The organism is Kosakonia sp. (genome assembly GCF_032104925.1).
Taxonomy (GTDB): domain Bacteria; phylum Pseudomonadota; class Gammaproteobacteria; order Enterobacterales; family Enterobacteriaceae; genus Kosakonia.
Map to the genome: position 1 here is coordinate 236,090 of NZ_DAMCGF010000005.1, position 26,486 is coordinate 262,575.

The following is a 26,486-nucleotide window of genomic DNA, read 5'->3' on the forward strand; positions in this document are numbered from 1 at the left end:
TATCCCTTATTGTTGACGGGCTAATTCTGCCAGCAGCGGCCAGCGCTTAAATGCCGCTGCCAACTGTTCTCGCTGGGAAATATCGGCGTAATCAATTTCAGGCAATGAAAATGCCTTACTTAACGCCAGAAAATCATTTTGGAATGTATAGCCCAGAGTAGGGTCTGACTGCGTTTTAGGTTCATTGTTATGCATTCTGGCCCGATCCCTTTGAAAAGAAATACATGTACAGAAGTAGCAGGGCATCGCACCCGAGAAAATTCGTTTACATGCTAAATCTGATGTTCTTTAATTTCAATGTTAGGTTTATTTCTCGGCTTTCGCTAGTAAACTGAGATACAGACAATTTTGCATCAAGAGGGACATCGTGGAGCCCATATTTTCTATTGGCATTGAGTCATTATGGGACGAATTGCGTCATATGCCCGCGGGCGGCGTTTGGTGGGTAAACACCGATCGTCAACAAGATGCAATAAGTCTAATAAATCAAACCCTTGCAGCCCAGAACAAAGACGCACAGGTGGCGGCAATCGGTATGGGTCAGGACCTGCGGAAAATCATTAAATTAGATAAAGAGTATGGTCCTGACAAAATCAGAATTTTCACAATGCCGAATCAGAATAATAGTCTATACTTTTTCACCCGCGATTTACTTTGTTCATTTGAACCTGAAAACTATTTACTGATTCTGCTGGGGGAAAATAATGCCTGGCAGAATATATCGGTGCCTGATTTACAACAATGGTTAGAAAGAACTCATGCCTGGGCGAAATATCATAAATGCTCCTTACTGGTTATTAATCCTGGCAGTAATAACGACAAACAATCATCCATTTTAATGAGTGAATACCGTTCGTTGTTTGGACTGGCGAGTTTACGCTACCGAAACGATATGTATCTTTATGATGTTGCCTGGTGGTGCAATGAAAAGGGCATTAGCGCGCGCCAGCAATTAGTGCTTAATCATCATCAAGGTCGCTGGCAGCTCGCGCAGCAAGAAGAAACGTCGGTGCAACCCCGCAGCGATGAGAAACGCATATTAAGTAATGTCGCCGTGCTGGAAGGCGCACCGCCGCTGTCGGAACACTGGACCTTATTTGATACCAACGAAGCGTTATTTGAAGAAGCGCGCTCCAGCCAGGCGGCGACGTTGATTTTCACCCTTGCGCGAAACAATCAAATCGACAACATCGCACGCCAGGTGCACACGCTGCGCCGCCAGCGCGGCAGCGGGCTGAAAATTATTGTCCGTGAAACCCAGGCCAGCCTGCGTGCTACCGACGAACGCTTATTGCTCGGCTGTGGTGCCAATATGGTGATCCCGTGGAACGCCCCTCTTTCCCGTTGTCTGACGTTGATTGAAAGTGTGCAAGGCCAGCAATTTAACCGTCTGGTGCCGGAAGATATCACCACATTACTGTCCATGACTCAGCCATTAAAACTGCGTGGTTTTCAGCCGTGGAACGTGTTCTGTGACGCCGTCGGGAATATGGTTAATAACCCGCTGTTGCCCGCCGATGGCAAAGGGGTGCTGGTCGCGCTGCGCCCGGTGCCAGGCATCCGCGTTGAACAAGCGCTAACGCTGTGCCGCCCAAACCGCGTAGGCGATATTGTCAGCCTTAGCGATAATCGTCTGGTGCTGTTTTTGTCGTTCTGCCGGGTAAACGATCTCGACACGGCGCTGAACCACATTTTCCCGCTGCCAACGGCAGATATTTTTTCTAATCGCGTGGTGTGGTTTGAAGATAACCAGATTGCCGCAGAGCTGGTGCAAATGCGCACGCTGTCACCGGATAAATGGGCGAAACCGCTGCCTGTCACCGCCACAGAGAAGAAAATCATTAATGCTGAGCACGACGGCACAAGCTGGCGTCGGATCCCGGAACCGTTGCGGTTATTCAGTAAAGCCACGGAGCACACATCATGATGTCAGTCAGCGATATTATTCAGCTGGTGGTGCTTTGCGCCCTGATCTTTTTCCCGCTGGGTTACCTTACACGCCACTGGATACGCCCTATCCGCAGCGCGTTGCGCATACTGTTTACCAAACCACGCTATGTAAAACCGGCAGGCGTGCTGCGCCGGGAATCGTTCGTCAAGGCAGACCGAAAACATGACTAATCATACTATGACCACTTCAACGCCTTCGCCATTGTGGCAATACTGGCGCGGCCTTTCCGGCTGGAATTTCTATTTTCTGGTGAAATTCGGTCTGTTGTGGGCGGGCTACCTTAACTTTCACCCGCTGCTGAATCTGGTGTTTATGGCTTTTCTGCTGATGCCGCTGCCGCGCGTCCGCCTGCATCGTTTACGTCACTGGATTGCCATTCCCATCGGGTTCGGTCTGTTCTGGCACGATACCTGGCTGCCGGGTCTTGAAAGTATGATGAGCCAGGGCTCGCAGGTCGCGGGCTTCAGCGCCGATTACTTGTGGGATCTGGTGACGCGTTTTATCAACTGGCAGATGATTGGCGCGATTTTCGTGATGCTGATTGCCTGGCTGTTCTTGTCGCAATGGATACGCGTCACCGTGTTTGTCGTCGCGATTATGATCTGGTTAAACGTGCTGACGTTGACCGGGCCGGCGTTTACTCTGTGGCCCGCCGGCCAACCGACCACGACCGTCACCACCACTGGCGGTTCGGCGGCGGCAACGGTCGCAGCAACGGGCGATACGCCGGTGGTTGGCGATATTCCCGCGCAAACCGCGCCGCCGACCTCAGAGAATCTGAATGCGTGGCTGGCAAGTTTCTACGCCGCCGAGGAGAAGCGCCAGAGCACCTTCCCGGCGCAGCTTCCGGCCGACGCACAACCGTTCGATCTGCTGTTCATTAACATCTGTTCCCTCTCATGGGCTGATATTGAAGCGGCCGGTCTGGCCTCGCACCCGCTGTGGTCGCACTTTGATATTGAGTTTAAAAACTTCAACTCGGCGACCGCCTACAGCGGCCCGGCGGCGATTCGCCTGCTGCGCGCCAGCTGCGGCCAGCCGTCGCATAAAAACCTCTACCAGCAGGCCAACACGCAGTGCTATCTGTTTGATAACCTGTCGAAACTTGGCTTCAGCCAACAGTTGATGATGGATCACAACGGTGAGTTCGGCGGTTTCCTCAAAGAAGTGCGCGACAACGGCGGCATGCAGGCGCCGTTGATGAACCAGGCGGGTCTGCCGCCGGTGCTGCTCTCTTTTGACGGCTCGCCGATTTATGACGACACGGCGGTGCTGAACCGCTGGATGGAGTCCGACAGCTTTAAACAGGGCCAGCGCACCGCGACCTTCTACAACCTGCTGCCGCTGCACGATGGCAACCACTATCCGGGCGACCGCAAAACCGCCGATTACAAACTGCGCGCGCAAAAGTTGTTTGATGAGCTGGATGCGTTCTTCACACAACTAGATAAATCCGGGCGCAAAGTGATGGTGGTGCTGGTGCCGGAACACGGCGCGGCGCTACAGGGCGATAAAATGCAGGTTTCCGGCCTGCGCGATATCCCAAGCCCGTCGATTACCAACGTGCCGACGGCGATTAAATTCTTTGGTATGAAATCACCGCATCAGGGCGCGCCGATAACCATTACGCAGCCGAGCAGTTTCCTCGCTATCTCCGAGATTGTTACCCGCGTGCTGGATGGCAAAATTTTTACCGAGGACAACGTCAACTGGCAGCAACTGACCAGTAATCTGCCGCAAACCGCGCCGGTGTCCGAAAACGCCAACGCCATTGTGTTGCAGTACCAGAATAAGCCGTATGTTCGCCTGAACGGCGGTGACTGGGTGCCCTACCCGCAGTGATCCTGCACACCTCTCCCCTGGCGGGGAGAGGTTATCGATTTAGCGCTGCTGCGCCAGCCAGACCAGCATTTTCAGGCTGGCGGAGTAGTAATCATCCTGCGCGGTGATCTGCGGTTGTGCAGGCGTTACACCCAACGTTAAATCCCGCACCGCCAGTAAACCGTCATTCATGTTGTACGGCGCGTTATCGTTGGTCGCCACATCCACCCATGCGGGAGTCTGGCTGCGGCTAAAACCCTGCCACCAGTTGCGCCACGGCGTTAACAGCGCGCTGTGCGGATCCTGCCAGCTCACATACAGCGGAATACGGATCGCGTCGTAGCTCATGCGCGGCGGCCACTCTTTCGCCGGATTCAGTTTGCCGTCCGCCGAAAGTGAAACCCAGTCCGTCGGTAAGCGCGCTTTGCCAAACGTCATGTTGCCAAGCAGCGTTTGCCCGTCTTTGATCAAATCGCGCCACACCACCTGATGGCTGCGCTCAGCGAAAGCCTGCCACGCCGGAAAAATAAAGTAGGACGGATTCAGGTTCACATAGGTGTTGAGGTTAAAACCGTTAGCACCCGGCAACATCACGCGGTAACCCGCAAAACTCACCACCGTATGTTTGAGCACCGCCTGGGTTATCGCATCGGACGCGGCAAGGTACGCGGCGTTATTCCAGCGCTCCCCGGCTTTCAGCAGCGCCCAGGCGATCAGCACATCGCCGTCGGTAGCGTCGTTTTTATCGGCGATGGGATCGGCTTCCACCGGGTTATAACGCCAGTAAAACAGGCCATTGGCTTTGTTCTTCAGCGTCTTATTGGTCCAGTTCCACATGCTGTCAAAGGCCGCTTTATCATTGTTGGCGACCGCCATCAGCATGGCGAACCCCTGGCCTTCGGTGTGGGAGACGTTTTTGTTGCCGGTATCGACAATACGACCATCCGGCATCAAAAACCGCGCTTTATAACTCTCCCAGGCGCCAGCGGCCTGGGAAACGGATGCAAATAGCAGACTCACCATCACCACCATTGCGGTGAAAACGCGCTTTAACATGGGCAAACTCACTGTGGGTTAGCGTAACGGAAAAGAACATCCGCCACAGAATAGAGCCTTTCGCGGGTAAACACGAGGCTCGCCTCACCGCCCTGGCTTCGCAGCCAGCGCGAATAAAGCCCTTCAAGAATGGCGCAAAACGCATAGCACCAACGGGTCTGGTAGGCCTCTTCACGCGCCACCGGCAGCGCCTGGTGGCGAAACGCCATGCCGTGTTCAGTGGTTTCGATATCAATAAACCCCCAGTTGAACACCGCCAGTTGCGCATTAATGTTCGCTTCCAGCTCGCCGACCGTCGATGAGGCCGGAAGCGGTACACGGTCCGCTAATGCTTCGCCCATCTGGCGCAGGAACGGCAGGCTTTCCGCTTCGCCGACGTTTCGCACCATGCCGTCAATCATCACGCTCAGCAAATCAAACCAGCCCGGCGGGGTTTGCTGTTGCTGGAAATAGCCAAGCAGCAGCGTGTTAGCAGTGTTGGTTGTCATTATTTATCCCCCAGCATATACCGGAGCCAAATCCCGGCAGTGCTTTCGTTGTAACTGCCGAAGGTGTCATAACCGACTTTCCCACCTACCGACATATTTTTATTCACGTTGTAATCGAGCCCGGCATGGAAGTTATAGCCAATGCCATTCTGCGAACCGCCCTGGTACTGCGCCTCTTTCACAAAGCCCATATCGGCGAGCTGTTGCAGCATCTTCTGCGCTTCCGGTTCTGTCGGGAAATAATTGCTCTTGTCCTGCGTATAGGACTGGTAGCCTACCGCGCCGCCAATACTGAGTTTCCAGTTATCAATTTTCTGCGACAGATCAACCGGCAGCGACACGCTCACGTAGTTCTGCGGGCTGAAGTAACCGCCCTGGCCGTAAGTGAAGTAACTGAGGTTTTTCGAGTAGTTCATCCAGCCAACGTTCAGCCCCGTCTGTAACTGGCGGAAATCGTCGTGCCACGGACGCAGATAAACCCCGGCATTGGCGTTCACGCTGGTGTTGCTCGCCACATCTTTGCCGAGATAGCTGTATCCGCCGCCGCCAATGTAGAACCCCGCGTCGCCGTCGTCGTAGCTCAGTTGCACGCTGCCGCCGTTCTTGGTGACCTGCCCCCAGCGCTCGCCGGAGTAAGCGTCCCGCAGCCCAACGTAAGACAGCAAACTGTCGGTCACCGCGCGACGCTCGCCGGTAAGGATAAGCGTCAGGTAATTGGTCAGTTTCGGCGACCATTTCACGCCGCCGACCAGCGAGGTTAAATCCTGCCCCAGCGGCGTGCTGCCGATATCCAGCTTATAGCTGTCGCCGCTCAGCGCCATATTCAGCTCCACGCCGCTGGCGTTTTGCGAATCGGTGGAAGACTTAATCGGATCGCTATAGTTGGCCTTATAGTTTGATGCGCTCAAACTCTGCAAACGGCTCGATGACAGCAGCGAAGTGAGATTGTCGTAACCCGTTTCGGTAAACGGCGACAATTTGCTGGCATCGGCATAACCGGCGAGATCGGTAAATTTATCGCTGCCGTCGGTTGCCGTGGATTGGTTGGCGTTTTTAATCGAGGCCGCAATGTTACTCACGCCATTCGCCAGCGGGTTCGCGCCATAACGCCGCCATGAATCGCCAGAAGCGCTGCCGGAACTGAGCGAAACCGGTGTCGCGGTAAATTCAAAGCGTGCATCGCCAAACGGCGAACTGGACCAGGTGAGCGGCGCTTTGGCTTCCGTCAGCTTGCTGGTGCCGTTTTCCCCGTCGCGGCCACGAATTTCCACGCCACCCTGCAACCACATGCCAGTTTTCTCGTTCATCTGCTGCATCATGTCGTCGACCTGGCGCAGTGTTCGCGTTTGCGCCGTTTCGACTGGCAGATCGGTACGCGTGGTGCCCGGCAAATTACTGCCCGGTTCGTGTGCCACCTGCGCAACTTGCCACGGCAGCGTTTGGCCATACAGCGACTGCGGCGCCGCGCTTTTACTGGTGGTGGTAAACGGGTTATCCGCCAGCAACACACCGCCGATTGTCGGTGTTGCCGCGCTGTTGTTCGACTCCAGCCCCACCAACTTACCGCGCGCGCTGCGCAGATAGGTCATCGCCTGCTGATGATTGCCTTTCGCCTCTTCCAGTCGCGCCAGCAGCAACAAGCGATCCGGTGAATTATTACTGCGCAGGCCGTTGGCTAAGGTTTGCGCCTTGTCGACGTTATTTTCCGCCAGCGCGACATCAATCGCCCCGACGCGCGCCGCCTGATCTTCGCTGTCGCGCGTCATCAGGTAGTCATACAGCACGCCCGCTTCTTTGTTCATCTTGCCGGACTGATACAAACGCCCCATCGCGAACATCAAATCCGTGTTCTGCGGGTCGTTTTGCAACGCGCGGATCAGCTTGTCATACGCGGCGGCATAATTGCCCTGCTCACGCAGTTGATCCGCTTCGTTGATTACATAACCATTACGCACCCCGGCAAGCTGGGCTGGCGTGCTGCGCGCCTGCACGTCCGGGCGGGAAACAAAGGCCTGCGCCTCCTGGTTAAGCCCCGCCTGGTTCAGCACCGCAACCTGATCGGCATAATCGCCGATGTTGCCCTGCACGCCCTGTTTCATACTTTCACGCACCAGCGCGACGGCGGTGGTGGTATCGCCCGTCTGCGCCAGCATTCGCGCCAGTTTCCCGGCATCGACCGGGCTTTTCGGCGGTGTGGCCGCCAGCGCTTTCAGGGTATTGGATGCCGCCGTCATATTGCCCTGAGCGAGGTAGCGCTCAGCGGTCGCCATTTGCAGGTTGTAATTAACCCGCTGCGCCAGGTCGCGCATCTGGCCGTTCTGGCTGGCCGGCGAAATACGTGACAGCAGCGAACTGGCCTGCTGCCAGCCGCCATTTTCACTGGCGAACAGCGCGGCTGCATACAGTGAGCTGGCTCCGGCTCGTGGATTTTGCGCGGGCAGCATCACGTTCGCGGCTTCATTTTCCTGACCCGCTTGTTGCAGCAAACGCGCCAAATCAAGGCGCAACCACGGATCATCCGGCAGACGCGCCACGCCCTGGCGCAGCACGGCAATGGCCTGCGACGTATTTCCGCTCGCTGCCAGTTGTTGCGCCTGCCGACGCAGCGGGTCGCCAGGCGTCCCCGTCACCACGCGCGGTTGCAGTTTTTCCTGCAAACTCGCCGGTAACGTGCGCAGCAGGCTTTGCGCTTCTGCCGCTTTGTTTTGATCGCGCAGCACGTAGTAGAGGTTTTCCCGCGCCGGGGCATTCTGCGGCTGCTCGTTGAGGATCTCGCGCAGCGCTTGTTCCGCCTGCGGGTAATCTTTGTTCTGGCGCAGCACATCGGCGCGGAACAGTTTGGCGGCGGTGCCGCGCTCACCGCTCTGCTGCGCCAGCGGCGCGGAAAGTGCCAGCGCCTGGCTGACATTGCCCGTTTTTAACGCTTGCTGCGCCTGCGCCAGTTGACCATAAAACGCGGCGTCTTCCGCCTGCGCTTTACGTTCTGCTGAAGCCTCGCCGCCCTGGCTCGCCGCCCGGTTCAGATACTGTGCCGCCGCCTGGTAATCGCCGTTGCGCTGGGCAATATAACCCATGCCCGCCAGCGCATCGGCGTCCTCCGGGTTGGTTTGCAGTACCTGCTCAAACTGGCGTTTTGCGGCATTGCTGTCGCCGCTATTCAGCGCGCTAAAGCCCGCGCCTTTCGCGCTGCCACCGACATTTTTACGGTAGTACGCCTGGATCTCGCTATCCTGCGGATGGCGCTGCAACCAGGTATCGTAAAAGCGTTCATCGCCAGCCTGCGGCGCAAGCCACAGCAGCGCCTGACGTAGCCCTTCATCCGCCTCTTTATTGCCGCTGGCCATCGGCTCCAGCAGCAAAATCCCGTCGCGGCGCGTTGCTTCACGCCAGGTCAACATCTTGCCCAGCGCCACGCGGGCGGCATTGTCCTGCGGATGCTGGGCGACGAAGCGCTGAATTTCTGCCAGCGCCTGCGGGTAGAGCGCTTTATCGCCCGCCATCGTTAAATAGTATTCCGGCGCGAGGCTCGGCGGCGGTGTGTCGCCATTGAACAGGCTGCGCCAGGTTTCCAGCGCCGCCGGAACATTGCCGCTGCGCGCCTGCTGACGGGCAAGCGTTAACTGCCCTTGCGGCACCTGCGCCAGCTGTTTTGCATTATCCAGCGCCTGCAAACCGCTATCGTCCGGCGCGGTTTTAGCCAGCCTGGCGCGCCACTGCGCGGCGGTTTGTAAATCACCATTTTGCTGCGCCCACAGCGCCATCAGGTACATCGCCTGGGTGTTGTTGGCATCGACCATTAACACCTTTTTGAGCGACTCCATCGCCAGGTCGTCGTGGGACTTTTCGTGCCAGTAGTTCGCCTGATCAAACAGTGCCTTGAGCGCCGCGTCATTTGGCGCGGCCTGTGCCATACCAGAGGTCGCCAGCGTCAGCGCGCCGGAGAGGCAAATTGTTGTCAGCCGACGGGCGGTTTTTTTAGGCATTATTGTCACCCTTTTCACTTGCTGTTCCCCGCATCCAGACGTTTACGCTCGCGTTTTTTAAGCATGCGATACACCATTCCCCCCACCAGCGACCCGACCAGCAGGCTCAGGATCGCCAGCAGCGCCGAGTGCTGGTTGGCGTACCAGACAATTTTCAGATGGGGCGGCATTTCGCCGCTGGGGAACTGTTCGCCGACGCGGAAGCTGCGCACGCCATTTTCATTGGTGATGATGGCGGCGTCACCGCGAATACCGGCGTTGATTTTTGCCGACGCCAGATCGTCATGCAGATGCGATAACTGCTCGTCGTTGCTGCCAAGCGCCAGCACCACCAGTCGGGCATCGTTCCATGGCGAGCGGAAACTGATAAAGCCGCGCCACGCTTCATTGGAAGAGAAGTAGCGATCGGCTTCCAGCCCTTCAGCCGCCCAGTCGCCCGCTATCCAGCGCTGCACTTTCTGCCAGTTGGAAGGCTCACGCACGCCCAGGGTGCTGTCGTGGGTGACAAACGGCGAATTCGCCAGCAGCGCACGGTTAAAGTCATGCTGATCCATACCGCTTACCGCCAGCACATCGCGATCCCGCAGCAGTTCCAGAAAACTGCCGCCGGTTGGCACACCGAACACCACGCGGTTGTGACCGAGCGCGGTTCCGGTGGCGTTGCCTGAGCGTGCCGCCATATCAAACAGCGTGGCGATCTGCGTTTCGCTGGGGTTAACCGGCAGCATCAGTACCGTTTCTGAGTAATCCGCCAGGCGGGTAAACGGGAAAGAAGCCCCGACGAAATAGGAAAGATTCGGCAACAGCGCAAAGTGGCGGGTGTGGCTGAGATCGATCCACGAATCGTCATCAATGCGACTTTTAATGTTGTTATTCAGCAAAGTGCTGCACGGCGCGTCCTTTTTCGGCACGATGTTGAAATAGAGCGAAAGCTGGTTGTCGCCGTAAATCATGTACGGCTCCAGCGGCATATCAAACTGCTCCTGACGCGCATCGCCACCGAGTTTGTGCCACAGCGTCTCCAGCGCCCCCTGCTTATTGACCGGCAGGTTGTGCAGGAACGTGTCGTTCAGGGTCATGCTCAGCCACGAACGTTGTTCGTCAATCCAGTTTTCCGTCGGGAATCGGTAACCGATATGCAGCGGGATGGTTTCACCGTCCCACAAGAACAGATCGGGTGCGGCGCGGAACGCCACCTGCAACGGCGGGTGCCAGATCCCGGTGGCAGTCAGGCTTTGATCTTTACGGATCAGCTCCGATAACTTCACCGGACGATCGGTTGGGATCCAGCGCGGCGCATCGTACGGTTTGCTCAACGGGATCGTCTGGGCATCGACATCCACCGCCGGGGTTTGCTGCGCAAAGTTGCCGCGCGTTAAACGCCATGCTGCCGCGCGTAATTCGCTTTCGTCTTTCCCCACCACCAGCAGCAGTTTGTAAACCGGATTCGCCGGGTTATCGATAATTTTCAACAGCGGCTGGCTGGTTTGCGGCAGTGTTAAACCACCAATTTGCTCACCGGGGTGACCAATCAGAATGCCGTTTTTTTCCGGCAGACGGTCATGGTAGGCCGCGAACGAAACGCCGCGATAATCGGCCTGAATCCCCAGCCACGAGGCGATCAGCGCCCCGGCGCTAATGGTATCCGGGCTCAGCTTTGACGCGAATGCTACCGCAATCGCCGCCGGTGACATCTGCATGCTGTCAAAGAAGGGGCGCGGAAAATGGCTCAGATCCGCGCCGATATCCAGTTGCTGCCCTTCCAGTTCAAAACGCGAATCCGGCAGGATAGTGACACGGTATTTGTCACTCAGGTCGCGCTGACACTGCATGGCGTCGCCATCGTTAATCTTAAAGCTGAGGCTGTTACTGGAGACCATCAGCGCAGCGGGAATATCAAGCTGGTAACGGGCCAGATCGCTGTCGGTCGCCGTCAGCGGCACAGTGCCGAGCGGTTGGCCGTTGAGCATCAACTGCATGGTGGCGTTACGTGCCGCCAGCGCCGGGGAGATGCGCAGGTTGAGCGCCAGCCGGGCGCTGGTCATTACCTGGTCGACCGGCAGGGTAAAATCAACGCCGCCCTGGAATTGCCCGCCGCTGAGGGTGATCCCTTGCGGCTGGCCCATCTGCGCGATGCTGACACTACTCATCACCGCAGGCACAAATGTCGGCGTGGATTGCGCTATCGTTGGCGGCGGCAGATCCAGCGGCAGCAGCGATTCAACCGTCGTTTCTTCACTGTGTAACGGCGCGATAAACAGCGCGCCAAGCAGCGCAGCAAGTGCGGTTAGCCATTTCATACGCTCTCCTCCTGCGCAACTTTTGCCGTATGCTGCGCGCGTAAACGGCGGTTTTCGCGGCGTGATTTCCACGTCAGCCAGAAGAGGTCAAAGACGCAACGCACAATGGTCAACAGGGAGCGGAACGGGTTGTCCTGCGGCTTTGGCGGGTGGATCCACGCATCGGCGCGGGAGAGCACCACGCGCACCAGTTCACGGCGGCGCGATAGCGGAATATCGTCGAACATCAGGCGGATATGCTGCTCGTCGCTGGCGACGGTCTGCACCGGAATCGTGATCGCGCCGGATTGCAGCAGCAGTTCAATCGCTTCGATTTCATCATTCAGATGGCGATCGTCCGGGGCCACGATACGGCAGCCGCCCATCGACAAATCCGCCGTCTGGCTGCGCGACGTGATCCCGCTGGCGTAGTGGATAAGCACCGGGATATCGACATCAATACGGATGGTTTTGCGGGTCTGGCGGGTTTCGCGCGCAACGGCAATCGCCGCCAGCAAGAAGATCAGGCAATACAAGCCCCAGCCAACGTTCAGCACAATAACGCGCGGATCCACACCAAAGTAGTCATGCGCGCAGGCGCGGACAATCCCGGCGACCACACCCGCTGCCAGCAGCAAGGCAATGATCAAATGCGGGCGCACCACGCTGAAGTCGAAATAGCCGACATCCAGCAGCCCACCTTTGTCGGTGACGTTAAACTTGCCGCGTTTGGGAAACAGCATGGTTACCACGGTCGGCAGCGCAATGTGAAACGCCATCACCAGGTCATAAATCTCGCCCCAGAAGCTGTAACGGAAGCGGCCATTCAGCCGTGAGTTAACGTACACCGCCAGGAACAGGTGTGGCAGCGCGTAGGCAAATACCAGACTGGCCGAAGAGTGAATAATATTCAGGTTAAACAGCAGGTATGCCAGCGGCGCGGTGACAAAGGCAATGCGCGGCAATGCAAACTGGTAATAGAGCATCGCGCTCAGATAGCACAGGCGCTGCTGGATGGTCAGCCCACGGCCAAACAGCGGGTTATCGAGACGGAAAATCTGCGTCATACCGCGCGCCCAGCGGGTTCGCTGGATCACATGCAGCACCAGACGCTCGGTCGCCAGGCCTGCGGCAAGCGGAATATCAATAAATGCCGAACCCCAGCCGAGACGCTGCATTTTCAGGGCGGTATGCGCATCTTCGGTGACCGTTTCCACGGCAAAACCGCCAATCTCTTCCAGCGCGCTACGGCGGATCACCGCGCACGAACCGCAGAAGAAGGTGGCGTTCCAGTTGTCGTTGCCGCGCTGAATCGGGCCGTAAAACAGCGCCCCTTCGTTAGGAATATTGCGCCCGACGGAGAGGTTACGCTCGAACGGATCGGGCGAATAGAAGTAGTGTGGCGTCTGCACCAGCGCCAGTTTCGGGTCTTTCAGGAAACCGCCGACCGTGGCCTGCAGGAAGATGCGCGTCGCTACGTGGTCGCAGTCAAAAACGCAGATCAGCTCGCCGTTGGTGAGCTTCATCGCATGGTTGAGGTTACCGGCTTTGGCGTGCGCGTTATCGTTGCGGGTGATGTAGCCGACACCAGCGTCGGCGGCAAACACGGCGAATTCACTGCGTTTACCATCGTCGAGCAGATAGATTTTCATCTTATCGCGCGGGTAATCCATACACTGCGCAGCCAGCACCGTATCGCGTACCACATCCAGCGGTTCGTTATAGGTCGGGATATAGACGTCGACCGTCGGCCACAGCTCCATATCGTCCGGCAACTGTACGAGTTCGCGTTTCAGCGGCCAGACCGTTTGCAGGTAGCTGAGCAGCAGCATTACCCAGACATAGAGTTCCGCGAGAAACAGCCCCATACCGAGGATGGTTTCAATTTCGGAATTAAAGTGCAGGGTTTGTGTCAGGCGAAAATAGATATAGCGCGTTGAGAGCAGCACCGACATCACCACCATGATCACCGAAATGCTGCGCTTTTTGCTCAAGCCCATTAAACAGAGAATGCCGATGCTGATCAGGCCAAAAATGTACTGTTTTTGGCTGTCCATGGGCGTGATCACCACCAACAGGGCAACAGGCAGCACTGCCAGAACCAGCAAAATAGAGAGAAACTTTTTCATACGTTGCCCGAAGCGTTAGAAGCCTGACATGCGTGGTGAGTTGTGTACCGTGCCGTCACCGATTTTGACGCCCAAAATTCCGGCGACCCGTTTAGCAATCAGTTCGATATCGAACGCCGCGGCGGACGCCGGGCTGAAATCAAATACCGACTGCTGAGAAGCATTGGCTTCAGCGACGCTTTCATCGCGATGCAACACGCCAAGCAGTTGATTGCCCAGACGTTGTTCCATGAACGCAGTAACATCGCGGCTGATTTGCCGACGGTTGTCGCTCTGGTTCACCACAAAGTAGTGACCCGCTTTGCGGTTCAGCACATCGCCGGTAAGACGGTTATTTTCGATATACGGCAGCAGTGAGAGCGAGGCGGTATCGGCCAGCAGCGTGACTAAATGCACATCCGCAAGTCGCGACATCGCTTTCAGCGCCGCAGACGGCCCCGGAGGAAAGTCGGCAACGATAATCAAGCCCGGATAGTTGAGCAGCGTATTCAGGCCGCGCGTCAGAAAATGCTCGTCATTGGTTAAACGCTCATCAAAGGCAACGCGCTGCGCTTCCGTGACATCACCATACGGCAGCACGAAAATATTGCCGCCCGCGGTGAGCACAAACTGGCTCCAGTCGGAGGAATCCGCCGCGCGCGCCACATACCCACGCCCGTCCGACAGCGGTACGCCGAAATGCAAACGCAGCGCGTTTTGTACGTCAAAATCAAGCGCCAGCACTTTGCTGCCTGCGCGGGCAAGGGCGTAGGCCAGATTTGCCGTCAGGGTCGTTTTTCCGACACCGCCTTTCGGCGAACACACACAAATCAACGGCATGAAGCGATCCTTTCTAACAACGAGTGTAAGGGCTGATTTTTTTCCGCGCGGGGCTTCTCCTCCGCCGCTTTCGCCGCGAAAAGCCGGGCATAGCTGACGGGAGCCGAAGAAGGATTCGCAGGCGATGGAAGCTGCATAACCGGTGCTACGCTTGCAGGCGCAGGCGCAGGCGCGTAGGCGGCGGCGTTGAACGCCGGAGCCACTGCATCGAGCTGGCTGGCGACGTCTTTTAGCAGAGAGGTTGTTGGCGCAGGTGCAGGCACAACCTCATCCACCGTCGCAGCACGTTGTTGCGCGGCAAACACCTCAGGATCGACGGATTGCGGGACAGGCAGTGACACATGACCGCCCATCGCCAGCATGGATTCATCCGTGGCGGGAGAAAGTTGATTAATGATTGCCCAACTGCTCTGGTCTTGTGCGAGGTTCTGTGCAGAGAGATCTTTAAAATCGTGCTTCTGATTGCGAGTCTTATCCTTAAACCTCTGCAAATCATCGTAATGACCCATAGTTATTCTCATGATTTACAAAATAAAATTGCGTCCATCACCGTCAGGATTGGTGTCCTGATAGCATCAAGTGATGGGTTTTAATTGTGGCGGTGCGGTTTTACGCGGGTACGAAGTCTTACTTCAGCGATGGTTTTCAGCCTGGTTTTTACGTGCCAAAGTTTAGTAGGGCTAAAACGCTGTTTAATTTCAGCAAATATATAAACATTGGCTATAGATGCGCCATCTTTTTTTCACGCGAAATCTATTAAAGTGTAAATGACGCGATTAAACAAAAATCGCCCACCAACATTCATACTTAAGATAAATCACTTAGTTATAATATCTTTTTTAAATGGTTAAAAAGACAAATACACTATCACCCTTTAAATTATTGTTAATTTTATATTACTATATGAAATATCTGGAAATATTTAGAGTGGTATTAAAACGGAGTATTTCCCCAACTCATTATTCCCGTTGAAATTATTTCACCACGACATTGCCAGCTATTTTTGGAAATTTCTAAATACAACAAGAATGTTTATAAGGAAAAAGGCCAGCAACGATAATGCCTGATGGCACCACCATCACCGGACCTACAACACTGCGTAGATCCGGTAAACGCCGGGCCACCAGGCATAACGTGGGGATTAAACGTGCGGTTTTTCGCCGTTTTCATCCTGGTCGACGGCGAAGCAAGCCACCAGTTGCCCGCGGTAGTCTTTCAACTGCGGTTGCAACTGCGTGCAAGGGCCGAAACGACGGCTGCAACGGGCGTTAAACGCGCAGCCCGGCGGCGGATTAAGCGGGCTTGGCAGCTCGCCGGTCAGTTTGATACGTTCGCGGCGCTCGTCCGGGTTCAGGCGCGGCGTCGCGGAAAGCAGCGCCTGGGTGTACGGATGTCGCGGGTTCGAGAAAATCTGCTCTTTGGTGCCTTTCTCCACGCAGCGGCCGAGATACATCACCATCACTTCATCGGCAATGTGCTCAACCACCGATAAGTCGTGCGAAATAAAGACGTAAGAGAGCCCCAAATCCTGCTGCAGATCCATCATCAGGTTCAGCACCTGCGCACGTACGGAAACATCCAGCGCGGAAACCGGTTCATCGGCGATCACCACATCCGGATCCAACATCAGACCACGGGCGATAGCGATACGCTGGCGCTGACCACCGGAGAACATATGCGGGTAACGGTCGTAATGTTCGGTTTTCAGGCCGACTTTCGCCATCATCGCCAGTGCTTTTTCCCGACGCGCCTCTTTACTGAGCGACGTGTTAATAAGCAGCGGCTCTTCGAGGATCTGCCCGACTTTTTTACGCGGGTTCAGCGAACCGTACGGGTTCTGAAAGACGATCTGGATTTTCTGCCGACGCAGCTTTTGCGCATGCGGATCGTGCTTCAGCAAATCCTGCCCCTGGTAGTAAAGTTCACCGCCGGTCGGGGTTTCAATCATCGTCAGCAGGCGGCCCAGCGTGGATTTACCACAACCGGATTCGCCCACCACCGCCAGCGTTTTGCCGCGCTCAAGGGTAAACGACACGCCGTCCAGCGCTTTTACCAGGCGTTCCGGGGCAAACAGCCCCTTCTTCACCGGGTAGTGTTTTTTCAGGTCGATAGCCTGCAACAGCGGCTGTTGCGAGGTGGCCTCGTGCGTACTCATAGTGTCGGCCTCCCGGCGTCATCGAGTGGGTAGTGACATTTGGACTGACGGCCGCCATCGACGGTGTTCAGTTCCGGCTCCTGCTCGCGGCATTTGTCCGTGGCGTACGGGCAGCGCGGGTTCAGCAGGCAGCCTGTCGGGCGGTCATATTTGCCCGGCACCACGCCCGGCAACGAGGCCAGACGCGCTTTATCCTGCGCAAACTCCGGCAACGCGCGCAGCAGCGCCTGCGTGTAGGGATGACGCGGCGCGCGGAAGATATCCTTCGCTTCGCCGGTTTCCACCACCTGGCCTGCATACATCACAATGATTTTGTGTGCCGCTTCCGCCACCAGCGCCAGATCGTGCGTGATCAGGATCAGCGCCATGTTTTCCTTTTGCTGCAATTCCAGCAAAAGCTCGATGATCTGCGCCTGGATGGTCACGTCCAGCGCGGTTGTCGGTTCGTCGGCAATCAGCAGCTTCGGCTGGCAGGCAATCGCCATCGCAATCATCACGCGCTGGCTCATGCCGCCGGAAAGCTGGTGCGGGTAAACGTCCAGACGCGAAGCCGGATCGGGGATACCCACCTGGTTGAGCAGGTCAATCGCCCGCTGCCGGCGGGTTTTCTTATTCCCGCCCTGATGTACCTTAATGGCTTCCATAATCTGGAAACCGACCGTGTAGCACGGGTTCAGGCTGGTCATCGGATCCTGGAAAATCATCGCCACTTCGGAGCCCACCAGGCTGCGGCGCTCTTTTTCCGAAATGCGTTTCAGATCCTGGCCGTTAAACTCCAGTTTTTCCGCCATCACGCGGCCCGGGAAATCAATCAGCCCCATAATCGCCAGCGAACTGACCGATTTACCGGAGCCGGACTCGCCCACGATGCCGACCACTTCGCCCTGGCTTACGCTATAGCTTACGCGGTCTACGGCGCGGAATTCGGAGCCAACGTCGCCGAAATGCACCGATAACTTATCTACATTTAATAACGCCATCTCGAGCCTCTTACTGCTTCAGTTTGGGGTCGAGCGCATCACGCAGGCCGTCACCCATCAGGTTAAATGCCAGCACCGTCAGCAGGATCGCAAGACCCGGGAAGGTCACGACCCACCAGGCACTTTGTGCGAACTGCAACACGTCGGAGAGCATGGTGCCCCACTCCGGCGTTGGCGGCTGCGCACCCATGCCAAGGAAGCCAAGGGCGGCCATATCGAGAATGGCGTTGGAAAAACCAAGCGACGCCTGAACAATCAGCGGCGCAAGGCAGTTAGGGAAAATATTGACGAACATCTGGCGCATCGCGCCTGCACCGGCCACGCGGGAAGCGGTGACGTAATCGCGATTCACTTCCACCAGCACCGCTGCGCGCGTCAGACGCACATAGTGCGGCAGGGCCACGAAGGTGAGCGCCAGCGAGGCGTTAACTATCGACGGGCCAAAAATAGCCACCAGCACCAGCGCCAGCAGCAGGCTCGGCAGCGCAAGCATGATGTCGACGATACGCATAATGATGTTGTCGATAACGCCGCCGAAATAACCGGCGACCAGACCGAGGATAATCCCGGCGATCAGCGACAACACCACCACTAAACAGCCGACCAGCAGCGACAAACGTGCGCCGAACATCAGGCGCGACAGCGTATCGCGGCCAACGTCATCGGTACCGAGGATGTGCGACCAGGTGCCGCCATCCTGCCAGACCGGCGGCGCAAGCAGCGCATCGCGGAACTGATCCGCCGGGTTGTGCGGGGCGAGGACGTTAGCGAACACGGCGATGATCAGCATGATCACCACATAAACCAGCCCGACGACCGCGCCTTTGTTGCGTTTGAAATAGTGCCAGAACTCCTGCAGCGGGGTCATCGGCACCGGTGCGGAGACAACTTTATTTTCAGTGACTTGTGACATGATGGCCCCTTACTTCTTATGCCGAATACGCGGGTTCACCACGCCGTAAAGCAGGTCGACCAGCAGGTTGACGAGGATAATCATCGTCGCGACCAGCAGTACCCCGCCCTGCACCACCGGATAGTCACGGCGTTGCAGTGCATCAATCAACCAGCGCCCCAGACCCGGCCAGGAGAAGATGGTTTCCGTCAGGATCGCGCCCGCCAGCAGTGTGCCGACCTGCAAGCCGATCACCGTCACCACCGGCAGCATGGCGTTGCGCAGGGCATGAACGATGATCACGCGCATACGGGTCAGCCCCTTCGCGCGCGCGGTGCGGATATAGTCTTCACCGAGCACTTCCAGCATCGACGAGCGCGTCATACGCACTATCACCGCCAGCGGAATAGTACCGAGCACGATGGCGGGCAGAATCATGTGCGCAACGGCATCGATGAAGTTTCCGTCCTCACCCCAGATGGCGGTATCAATCAGCATAAAGCCGGTCAATGGATTGCTGTCGTCGAGGAACACCATATCGCTGACGCGCCCGGAAACCGGGGTCAGGTTCAGTTGTACCGAAACCAGCATAATCAGCATCATGCCCCACCAGAAGATAGGCATGGAGTAACCGGTCAGCGCGAGGCTCACGGCGGTGTGATCGAAGATGGAGCCGCGCTTCACAGCGGCCATTACGCCCACCGGAATGCCTACGGCCACCGCGAAAATCATGGCGCAGATGCCGAGTTCCAGCGTCGCTTTAAAACGCGGTACGAACTCGTCCCACACCGGAAGACGGCTTTTCAGCGAAATACCTAAGTCACCATGCAGCACGCCCCACACATAGTTGACGTATTGCTCCCACAGCGGCTTATCGAGACCAAGCTCGGCCAGCAACTGGGCGTGACGCTCAGGAGAGATACCACGCTCACCCGCCATGATCATTACCGGGTCGCCGGGGATCATATGGACAAAGGCAAAGGTGAGAAGGGTGATACCGATAAACGTTGGGATAACCAGCCCCAAACGTCGGAGAATGAACTGCAACATAACCCGGATTCTCAGTAGTGACGCTACGCCTGGCGACGGCGCGTCTGTATTGCTCACAAATGTAAATTCCCCCTCCCCAGAGGGGAGAGGGAAAAGGCACCGTGCTTATTATTCAACAGACACGTTTTCGAAGTGGTGTTTACCTAACGGATCAACCACATAGCCTTTGACTTCTTTACGCACTGGCTCGTAAACGGTGGAGTGAGCGACGATCAGCGCCGGAGCCTGGTCATGCATCACAACCTGAGCCTGTTTGTACAGTTCAACACGCTTGTTGTGGTCGTCGGTGGCGCGCGCCGGTTGAATCAGATCTTCAAACGGCTTGTAGCACCAGCGAGAGTAGTTGGAACCGTCTTTAGCCGCTGCGCAGCTGAACAGGGTCGCGAAGAAGTTATCTGGATCCCCGTTGTCGCCGGTCCAGCCCATCATTACCGCCTGGTGTTCGCCCGCTTTCGCGCGCTTCAGGTATTCACCCCACTCATAGGTAACGATTTTGGCTTGTACGCCCACTTTCGCCCAGTCAGCCTGAATCATCTCGGCCATACGGCGAGCGTTCGGGTTGTACGGACGCTGTACCGGCATTGCCCACAGCTCAACGGTAAAGCCTTTATCCTGGCCGGCTTCTTTCAGCAGCTGTTTCGCCTTCTCAGGATCGTAGGTGTAGTCTTTAACGTCGTCGTTATAGCCCCACATGGTCGGCGGGATCAGGTTTTTCGCCGCAACGCCCGCGCCCTGGTAAACCGCTTTGATGATCGCTTCTTTGTTCACCGCGTAAGTCAGCGCCTGACGCACTTTCACGTCATCAAACGGTTTCTTCTCGGTGTTGAAGGACATATAACCGACGTTCAGGCCAGCCTGTTCCATCAGGTTAATGTTTTTGTCCTGCTTCATACGTGCGATGTCAGCCGGGTTCGGGTACGGCATAACCTGGCACTCATTTTTCTGCAGTTTGGCATAACGTACTGACGCGTCAGGCGTAATGGAGAAGACCAGGCGATCGATTTTCGGCTTGGTGCCCCAGAAACCTTCAAACGCTTTGTACAGAATGCGGGAGTCTTTTTGGTATTGCAGCAGCTGGAACGGACCAGTACCGATCGGATCCAGGTCAACTTTCTCCGGGGTGCCCGCTTTCAGCATGTTGTCTGCATACTCTTTGGACAGAATGGACGCGAAGTCCATCGCCAGGTCAGCCAGGAACGGTGATTCCGGGCGAGTCAGCACGAACTGAACGGTGTTGTCGTCAACTTTCTTCACTTCGCTAATCAGGTCCGGCAGACCCATGCCTTCAAAGTATTCGTAGCTGCCGCCAGAAACTTTGTGGTACGGGTTCTGATCGTTTTTCTGACGATCGAAGGAGAAGACGACATCATCGGCGTTGAATTCACGCGTCGGTTTGAAATCTTTGTTGTCCTGCCACTTCACGCCTTTACGCAGGTGGAAAGTGTAGGTTTTGCCATCGGCGCTGATATCCCACTTCTCAGCCAGACCCGGAATCACTTCCGTGGTGCCAGTTTTGAATTCTACCAGGCGGTTATAGATTGGCACGGAGCTGGCATCGTAAGTGGTACCAGAGGTGAAAAGCTGTGGGTTAAAGCCTTCAGGCGAGCCTTCAGAACAATAAACCAGGGTTTTAGCCTGCACGCTAGCCGCGACGGTCATTGCCACCAGGCTAAGACCGAGCTTCAGCATCCCTGACTTCTTCAAGGAAATACTCATTGATTCTGCTCCAATGTGATATGTGTTGTTACCCATGCAGTGGGTATATCCGACAGCCCTTTATTAGATTTTTACCCGGTCTGGTCGGTTGTGCCCGAAGGCGTTATGAGAGATGGGGATTCCTTTCACAAGGTTGACTGAGTTGCAGTGCAGATTCTCCTTGAAATGCCCCTCACGCCCTACAATCTGTCAACAGAATGTCAAAACGTCAATACAGGTAACCGGGATTTACAACGACGGTGAGAATCGGTAAACAAAGTTAAAAAAAACTTCAGACGCCTGTTTTCAGCAGGGAAATTTGTGCTAGCGGCAAGATGCCAGAATAATGCGCTTATTAATTCTCCGTAATCAGTGATTAACATTCATGCAGATAATGAAAAAATTCTTGCGAAATGCTGAATATCTGAGCGATTAATGCCGCGAACGTTAAAACGCACAGGTGAAAATGCTGCCTCTATCCATAAGCAACGCGAAAAAAGATTCAAACATATATAAAAAAATACAATGGAATATCGCACAAAATAGTGAACTGGCAGCGGGAAATGGGGATAAGGGAGATTTCGGCAAATTTGCCAGGTATTACTGCGTTAAGCAGGTTTATACATCGCCGTGGCGAAACCGCACGTTGGCACAGGAGGAGGAATTTCGTTCATCAGGCGTTATGCAGACACATCATCTCTGATGACTCGCCACTGCGTGGCTCATCCTGCGGGCCGTTACTGAAGCAACGTTCTCTCGCTACGCTCGGGTCGAACCTCTGTCCCCGCAGGTTTTCATCCTCTTTCGGGCGCAGAAAGCAAAAAACCCAACCTTGCGGTTGGGTTTTTCTGAATTTGGTCGGTGATAGAGGATGACTTGCCACTGCGTGGCTCACCCTGCGGGCCGTTGCTGAAGCAACGTTCTCTCGCTACGCCCGGGTCGAACCTCTGCCCCCGGAGGTTCTCATCCTCTTTCGGGCGCAGAAAGCAAAAAACCCAACCTTGCGGTTGGGTTTTTCTGAATTTGGTCGGTGATAGAGGATGACTTGCCACTGCGTGGCTCACCCTGCGGGCCGTTGCTGAAGCAACGTTCTCTCGCTACGCCCGGGTCGAACCTCTGCCCCCGCAGGTTCTCATCCTCTTTCGGGTGCAGAAAGCAAAAAACCCAACCTTACGGTTGGGTTTTTCTGAATTTGGTCGGTGATAGAGGATTCGAACCTCCGACCCCTTCGTCCCGAACGAAGTGCGCTACCAGGCTGCGCCAATCACCGAATGCGGGGCGCATCTTACTGCCGCCGACATGCCCCGTCAATCCCTTCGTGTAAAAAAGCTAACTGACTGGTGATAAAGCCAGCAAGCGGCTTATTTCGCCGTCTGCGACGGCAAATGGCACCAGTTGTTGTTCTCATTAATCCCGCCGTTCGGCGAGGTATAACCCAGGCATCCCATGATGGTGTCGTACAGCTCAACATGGCGGCGCGGCGTTTTAAATGCCGCCTGCTGCTTGAGCTGCGCGAACATCTGCGCCTTCTGCGGGTCCTGCAAATATTTGTCCGACATCCAGACCATCATCGGCACGCGGAATTGCTCCGGCGGCGCCATTTTGCGCGGTGTGCCGTGCAGATGCTCTTTCTCGTTGATTGACTCACCATGATCGGCGGCATAGAACACAATCGCTTTGCGATCGCGCACCTTATCAATCACCGTATCGATAAAGTGATCAACATATGTCACCGAGTTATCGAAGGAGTTAATCAGCTCTTCCTTACTGCACTTATCATCCACGCTCACACACTCTGGCGTCCATTTCGCAAAATTGCGCGGATAGCGCTGCGTATAGTTAAAGTGCGAGCCTTTGGTATGCATAATAATCAATCGCTTACCGCGAGTACCTTTATCCAGCGAGGCCTGCAGTTCATTAATCAGCAGCATATCATCGACGTTTTTGCCACGGTTGCGCGGCTCGGCGCCAATCTGCTCGCGGTACGCAATGTTGTCGGCCATGGTGTTGCTGTAGAACCACATCTCGCTCTGCATAGCGTATAAATCGCTGGAAAAACCGAGCTGTTTCAGTACCGCAAAGACGTTTTGCTCTTTCAGCGTGCGCTGCGGGTTATCATCCGCCCCGCCCTCACGCACAAACATACAGCGCAGGGAGAGTTTGGTCGCGGTATCACAGGAGTAACCACGGAACGCCACCAGGTTTTTCTCCTGCGCCAGTTTCGGCGTGGTATCGCGGGAGTAGCCCAGCATCCCCATATGATCCCAGCGCGTGGTCTCGCCGATGATAAACACCACCATGGTGTCGTCGATATCTTTCGGCGCAACATAAGTAAATTTTTTCGCCGGGTTGATCAGCGATTTGTAGTCGGAAGATTCATCTACCTGGGCCCAGGCATACAAGCCCAGCGCTGAAAGCCAGTTCGATGGCAGATAAGAGTTTGCCACCACGCCGCCATAGCTTGGCATATCGACACCGGACGTCCGCTCCGCGTTTTTCTGCTGCAAGTCGAGCAGGCGAATCGGTCCCCATACCATTAAACCAGCCAGCAACACGATGCTCACGCTGCGAATGCGCGCGCCCGGTGTGCTCAACTGGCGCAGCAACGTGTCGCGACAGCGGTTACTCCAGATGGAAAGCAACGGCAGTGCGCTGACCAGCACCACCCATGCGATGAGCTGCCAGCCCACCACCTCTTTGGAAAGATCAATATCCGTGGTCATCACCGAAGCGATAATGCCGTAACCGATCACCACGTTAAGAAACGTCATGTAATAGCTGGCGGCAGCGGAGAAAATAACCACCAGCGACGCCAGCACACGCCAGACCCGGCGACCCAGCAGCGACAAAAGGCGTAGCAGAAAGAAGGTGACCAGCACCGTACCAATGAGTTCAACAACCGCCGAGATCCCTTTCAAAACGGTGAACGCTTGTGCATAACCATCAAAGCGACGGTAGAACACAGCGCAATTCATAAACAGACCGATATATATCGCCAGCAGGAAGCTGAGCTTCTGCTGCGTCATCGCTTTGATATAAGTCATGCAAGCAACTCTGAAGAAAGAAAAAAGCACCTGACGAGCGTTATTCGCTAACGTCCGCAGGGTGATAAAACGCGAAGGAAGTTTTCCTGGAAACTTCAAAAGCGCGCTAAGTAGACCATAGCGGCGCGGAAAAGTGTCATGAGGAAGTGCTAACCGGCCATATCTTTACAAAAAAATATGGCCGGGGTCAGAAAACCGTAACAGAAATGGGCTATCAGGAGGTGATCACGTTCAGCTTCACATCAATATTGCCACGGGTCGCATTCGAATACGGACAAACGATGTGTGCTTTCTGTACCAGCGCTTCCGCTTCCTGGTGATCCATGCCCGGCAGGTGAATATCCAGCTGCGCTTCGATACCAAAACCGGTCGGCAACGGGCCAATGCCTACCTGGCCTTCAATGTAGGCTTCCTGCGGCACTTTCTTCTTCTCTACCGACGCAACATGTTTCAGCGCCCCCAGGAAACAGGCGGAGTAACCTGCGGCAAAAAGCTGCTCCGGGTTGGTCACTTCACCGCCCGCGCCGCCCATCTCTTTCGGCACGCCCAGCTTCACATCCAGCACGCCATCAGAGGAGGTTGCACGACCATCGCGGCCCCCGGTTGCTTTCGCTTTCGCACGATAAACCACTTTTTCTAAAGACATTTGAGACTCCTTTAGTAGGTAGAACCTGACCAATAAGGATAGTCGCTCTGGCGGGAGTGTGCGGCAGATACAGAAAAACCGCCGACATTGCGGCGGTTTCTGCACCGTTTTACCTTCAGGCGTGCGCTTCTTTGTAAACGCGGCGTTGCGGCTGGCGAATGGTGGTAGAGAGCGCCAGAGAAACAATCAGCAGGGCGAAGATGACGCAGAAGGTGACATAGAAGCCGCCAAACAGCGAAGCAATAATCGACCCGCAGATACTGCCGATACCGAAGCCCAGATAAATCACACCGTAGTTTTTCGCCAGGTTGTTCAGGCCGAAGAACTCGCTCACCAGCGACGGGAACACGGTGAGATTACCGCCAAAGTTAAACGCTACGCAGGCGATAGCGGCGAAAAAGGTCATGGCGTTCAGCGGTGCGAACAGCAGCGCCGCCATACCGACCAGAGAAATCACCTGGCCCAGCGTAATCACACGGATGCGGGAAATTTTGTCAGACAGCACGCCCAGCACCAGACGTCCACTGAGGTTAGCGATGGCAATAACGGTCACCGCACTTGCCGCTGTCAGCGAGTCTAAATGCACCATGCCCTGCGCGATATCTTTCGCCACACCAATCACATACAGGCCGCTCATGCAGGAGGTCAGGAACATCACCGCCAGCATCCAGTACTGCGGTTTACGCATGGATTGCGCCAGCGTGAAGTCGTTTTCTACTACGCCGTTTGCAGTGGTGACTTTTTGCAGCGGCGCATCGGTCATCAGCATCGCGCCAAAAACGATCATCACCAGTACAATCGCGCCCCAGATCATAAATGTGCTTTCCAGGCCGACGCTGGCTAACAGCTGGCTGTCGATAAATTTAAAACCCAGGCTGCCAAGGCCGTAAGAACCGATGGAGAAGGCGGAGATCAGCCCTTTGCGCTCCGGGAACCACTTCACGCAGTTGGAAAGCGTCAGCAAGTAACCTGCGCCATCCGCCACACCGACCAACACACCAGCGCTCAGCCACAGCATCAGCAGGTTGCTGGAGTGCGCGGTAAGGAAGAAACCCAACCCCAGCAGCAGGCCGGAAGCGATAGTGACGCGTTTTACGCCAAAACGTTCCTGTAATTTCCCGGCGACAGAAGAAGAAAGCGCCAGGCCAAGGCTCAGCAGACCAAACGAGAAAGCCACCTGGCTTACCGGCTCGCCCAGTTTTTCCGAAAGCGAGCTATTAAACAGACTCCAGGTATAAACGGACCCTAAGGCAAACTGCGTAATAATGGTGCCGACCAGTGTCAGCCAGCGAGTGTGATGAGCAGATGGTGTATTCATGGCAGTTGTCCTGCAAAAAAAGAGAAGGAATTCACTGCCGACAACAATAACGAAGCGCATTTCACGCCTGGCTAAAAAAGGCATGAAATGCGCGTCAGAAGGAATGAAATGCACGTAAGCGGGAATGAATGGCACGGGCATCACTTCACGCGCCGAAACCTGAATGTGAGTTAGTACATA

The 26,486-nt window shown here is 55.8% G+C and carries 19 protein-coding genes, 1 tRNA gene and 3 other RNA genes; 3 read left to right on the forward strand and 20 right to left on the reverse strand.

From position 1 onward, the window contains the following. Positions 1-6: 6 nt before the first annotated feature. Positions 7-195, reverse strand: a complete 189-nt coding sequence (gene bcsR / locus RT644_RS12710) for a cellulose biosynthesis protein BcsR (RefSeq protein ID WP_017458258.1) — start codon at positions 193-195, stop codon at positions 7-9. Positions 196-367: 172 nt separating this feature from the next. Here bcsR and bcsE point away from each other — a divergent pair, with 172 nt between their 5' ends. The 3 genes from bcsE to bcsG are packed head-to-tail and all read left to right on the forward strand — an operon-like array spanning position 368 to position 3,793. Further along, positions 368-1,927 (forward strand): cellulose biosynthesis c-di-GMP-binding protein BcsE, encoded by a 1,560-nt coding sequence (gene bcsE, locus RT644_RS12715; protein WP_313626909.1) that lies wholly within the window; start codon positions 368-370, stop codon positions 1,925-1,927. Continuing rightward, a complete protein-coding gene (gene bcsF / locus RT644_RS12720) occupies positions 1,924-2,121 on the forward strand; it encodes a cellulose biosynthesis protein BcsF (protein WP_017458256.1) in 198 nt (65 codons plus the stop codon). Before bcsE ends, bcsF begins: the two co-directional genes overlap by 4 nt. Further along, positions 2,114-3,793, forward strand: coding sequence for a cellulose biosynthesis protein BcsG (bcsG, locus tag RT644_RS12725; protein WP_044489520.1), 1,680 nt, complete (start codon positions 2,114-2,116; stop codon positions 3,791-3,793). Before bcsF ends, bcsG begins: the two co-directional genes overlap by 8 nt. A 39-nt stretch (positions 3,794-3,832) precedes the next feature. On the opposite strand, the gene RT644_RS12730 is transcribed toward bcsG, so the two are convergent. The 19 genes from RT644_RS12730 to RT644_RS12820 all read right to left on the reverse strand — a co-directional run bounded on the left by RT644_RS12730 (position 3,833) and on the right by RT644_RS12820 (position 26,306). Continuing rightward, positions 3,833-4,828 (reverse strand): glycosyl hydrolase family 8, encoded by a 996-nt coding sequence (locus RT644_RS12730; RefSeq protein WP_269232095.1) that lies wholly within the window; start codon positions 4,826-4,828, stop codon positions 3,833-3,835. Between the two features lie 8 nt (positions 4,829-4,836). Next, a complete protein-coding gene (gene bcsD, locus RT644_RS12735; RefSeq protein WP_045507607.1) occupies positions 4,837-5,316 on the reverse strand; it encodes a cellulose biosynthesis protein BcsD in 480 nt (159 codons plus the stop codon). Then, a complete protein-coding gene (locus tag RT644_RS12740) occupies positions 5,316-9,299 on the reverse strand; it encodes a cellulose biosynthesis protein BcsC (RefSeq protein WP_313626912.1) in 3,984 nt (1,327 codons plus the stop codon). Before RT644_RS12740 ends, bcsD begins: the two co-directional genes overlap by 1 nt. A gap of 14 nt (positions 9,300-9,313) precedes the next feature. After that, a complete protein-coding gene (gene bcsB / locus RT644_RS12745) occupies positions 9,314-11,599 on the reverse strand; it encodes a cellulose biosynthesis cyclic di-GMP-binding regulatory protein BcsB (protein WP_313626914.1) in 2,286 nt (761 codons plus the stop codon). After that, positions 11,596-13,707, reverse strand: coding sequence for a UDP-forming cellulose synthase catalytic subunit (gene bcsA, locus RT644_RS12750; RefSeq protein ID WP_313626915.1), 2,112 nt, complete (start codon positions 13,705-13,707; stop codon positions 11,596-11,598). Before bcsA ends, bcsB begins: the two co-directional genes overlap by 4 nt. Before the next feature lie 15 nt (positions 13,708-13,722). Then, positions 13,723-14,526 carry a cellulose biosynthesis protein BcsQ gene (gene bcsQ / locus RT644_RS12755; RefSeq protein WP_020455678.1) on the reverse strand — a complete coding sequence of 268 codons (804 nt, stop codon included), beginning with the start codon at positions 14,524-14,526 and terminating at the stop codon, positions 13,723-13,725. After that, positions 14,517-15,035 carry a cellulose biosynthesis protein BcsO gene (bcsO, locus tag RT644_RS12760; protein WP_313626917.1) on the reverse strand — a complete coding sequence of 173 codons (519 nt, stop codon included), beginning with the start codon at positions 15,033-15,035 and terminating at the stop codon, positions 14,517-14,519. Before bcsO ends, bcsQ begins: the two co-directional genes overlap by 10 nt. Positions 15,036-15,667: 632 nt before the next feature. Then, positions 15,668-16,681 (reverse strand): dipeptide ABC transporter ATP-binding subunit DppF, encoded by a 1,014-nt coding sequence (dppF, locus tag RT644_RS12765; protein ID WP_020455680.1) that lies wholly within the window; start codon positions 16,679-16,681, stop codon positions 15,668-15,670. Next, a complete protein-coding gene (dppD, locus tag RT644_RS12770; protein WP_020455681.1) occupies positions 16,678-17,661 on the reverse strand; it encodes a dipeptide ABC transporter ATP-binding protein in 984 nt (327 codons plus the stop codon). The genes dppF and dppD overlap by 4 nt, the downstream gene beginning before the upstream one ends. 10 nt (positions 17,662-17,671) lie before the next feature. After that, positions 17,672-18,574 carry a dipeptide ABC transporter permease DppC gene (gene dppC / locus RT644_RS12775; protein ID WP_020455682.1) on the reverse strand — a complete coding sequence of 301 codons (903 nt, stop codon included), beginning with the start codon at positions 18,572-18,574 and terminating at the stop codon, positions 17,672-17,674. A gap of 9 nt (positions 18,575-18,583) precedes the next feature. After that, positions 18,584-19,603, reverse strand: a complete 1,020-nt coding sequence (dppB, locus tag RT644_RS12780) for a dipeptide ABC transporter permease DppB (protein WP_045507596.1) — start codon at positions 19,601-19,603, stop codon at positions 18,584-18,586. Positions 19,604-19,711: 108 nt separating this feature from the next. Then, positions 19,712-21,319, reverse strand: a complete 1,608-nt coding sequence (gene dppA, locus RT644_RS12785; protein WP_044489521.1) for a dipeptide ABC transporter periplasmic-binding protein DppA — start codon at positions 21,317-21,319, stop codon at positions 19,712-19,714. Between the two features lie 680 nt (positions 21,320-21,999). After that, a non-coding RNA gene (locus tag RT644_RS12790) (RtT sRNA) lies at positions 22,000-22,097 on the reverse strand. 56 nt (positions 22,098-22,153) lie between these two features. Beyond that, positions 22,154-22,286, reverse strand: a non-coding RNA gene (locus RT644_RS12795) — RtT sRNA. Between the two features lie 36 nt (positions 22,287-22,322). Further along, a non-coding RNA gene (locus RT644_RS12800) (RtT sRNA) lies at positions 22,323-22,455 on the reverse strand. 36 nt (positions 22,456-22,491) lie between these two features. Beyond that, positions 22,492-22,568, reverse strand: a tRNA-Pro gene (locus RT644_RS12805). A gap of 91 nt (positions 22,569-22,659) precedes the next feature. Beyond that, a complete protein-coding gene (eptB, locus tag RT644_RS12810; RefSeq protein ID WP_160268404.1) occupies positions 22,660-24,342 on the reverse strand; it encodes a kdo(2)-lipid A phosphoethanolamine 7''-transferase in 1,683 nt (560 codons plus the stop codon). Positions 24,343-24,556: 214 nt separating this feature from the next. Beyond that, positions 24,557-24,988 (reverse strand): organic hydroperoxide resistance protein, encoded by a 432-nt coding sequence (locus tag RT644_RS12815; RefSeq protein WP_017458241.1) that lies wholly within the window; start codon positions 24,986-24,988, stop codon positions 24,557-24,559. Between the two features lie 115 nt (positions 24,989-25,103). Beyond that, positions 25,104-26,306 carry an MFS transporter gene (locus RT644_RS12820; protein WP_020455687.1) on the reverse strand — a complete coding sequence of 401 codons (1,203 nt, stop codon included), beginning with the start codon at positions 26,304-26,306 and terminating at the stop codon, positions 25,104-25,106. Positions 26,307-26,486 lie beyond the last annotated feature (180 nt).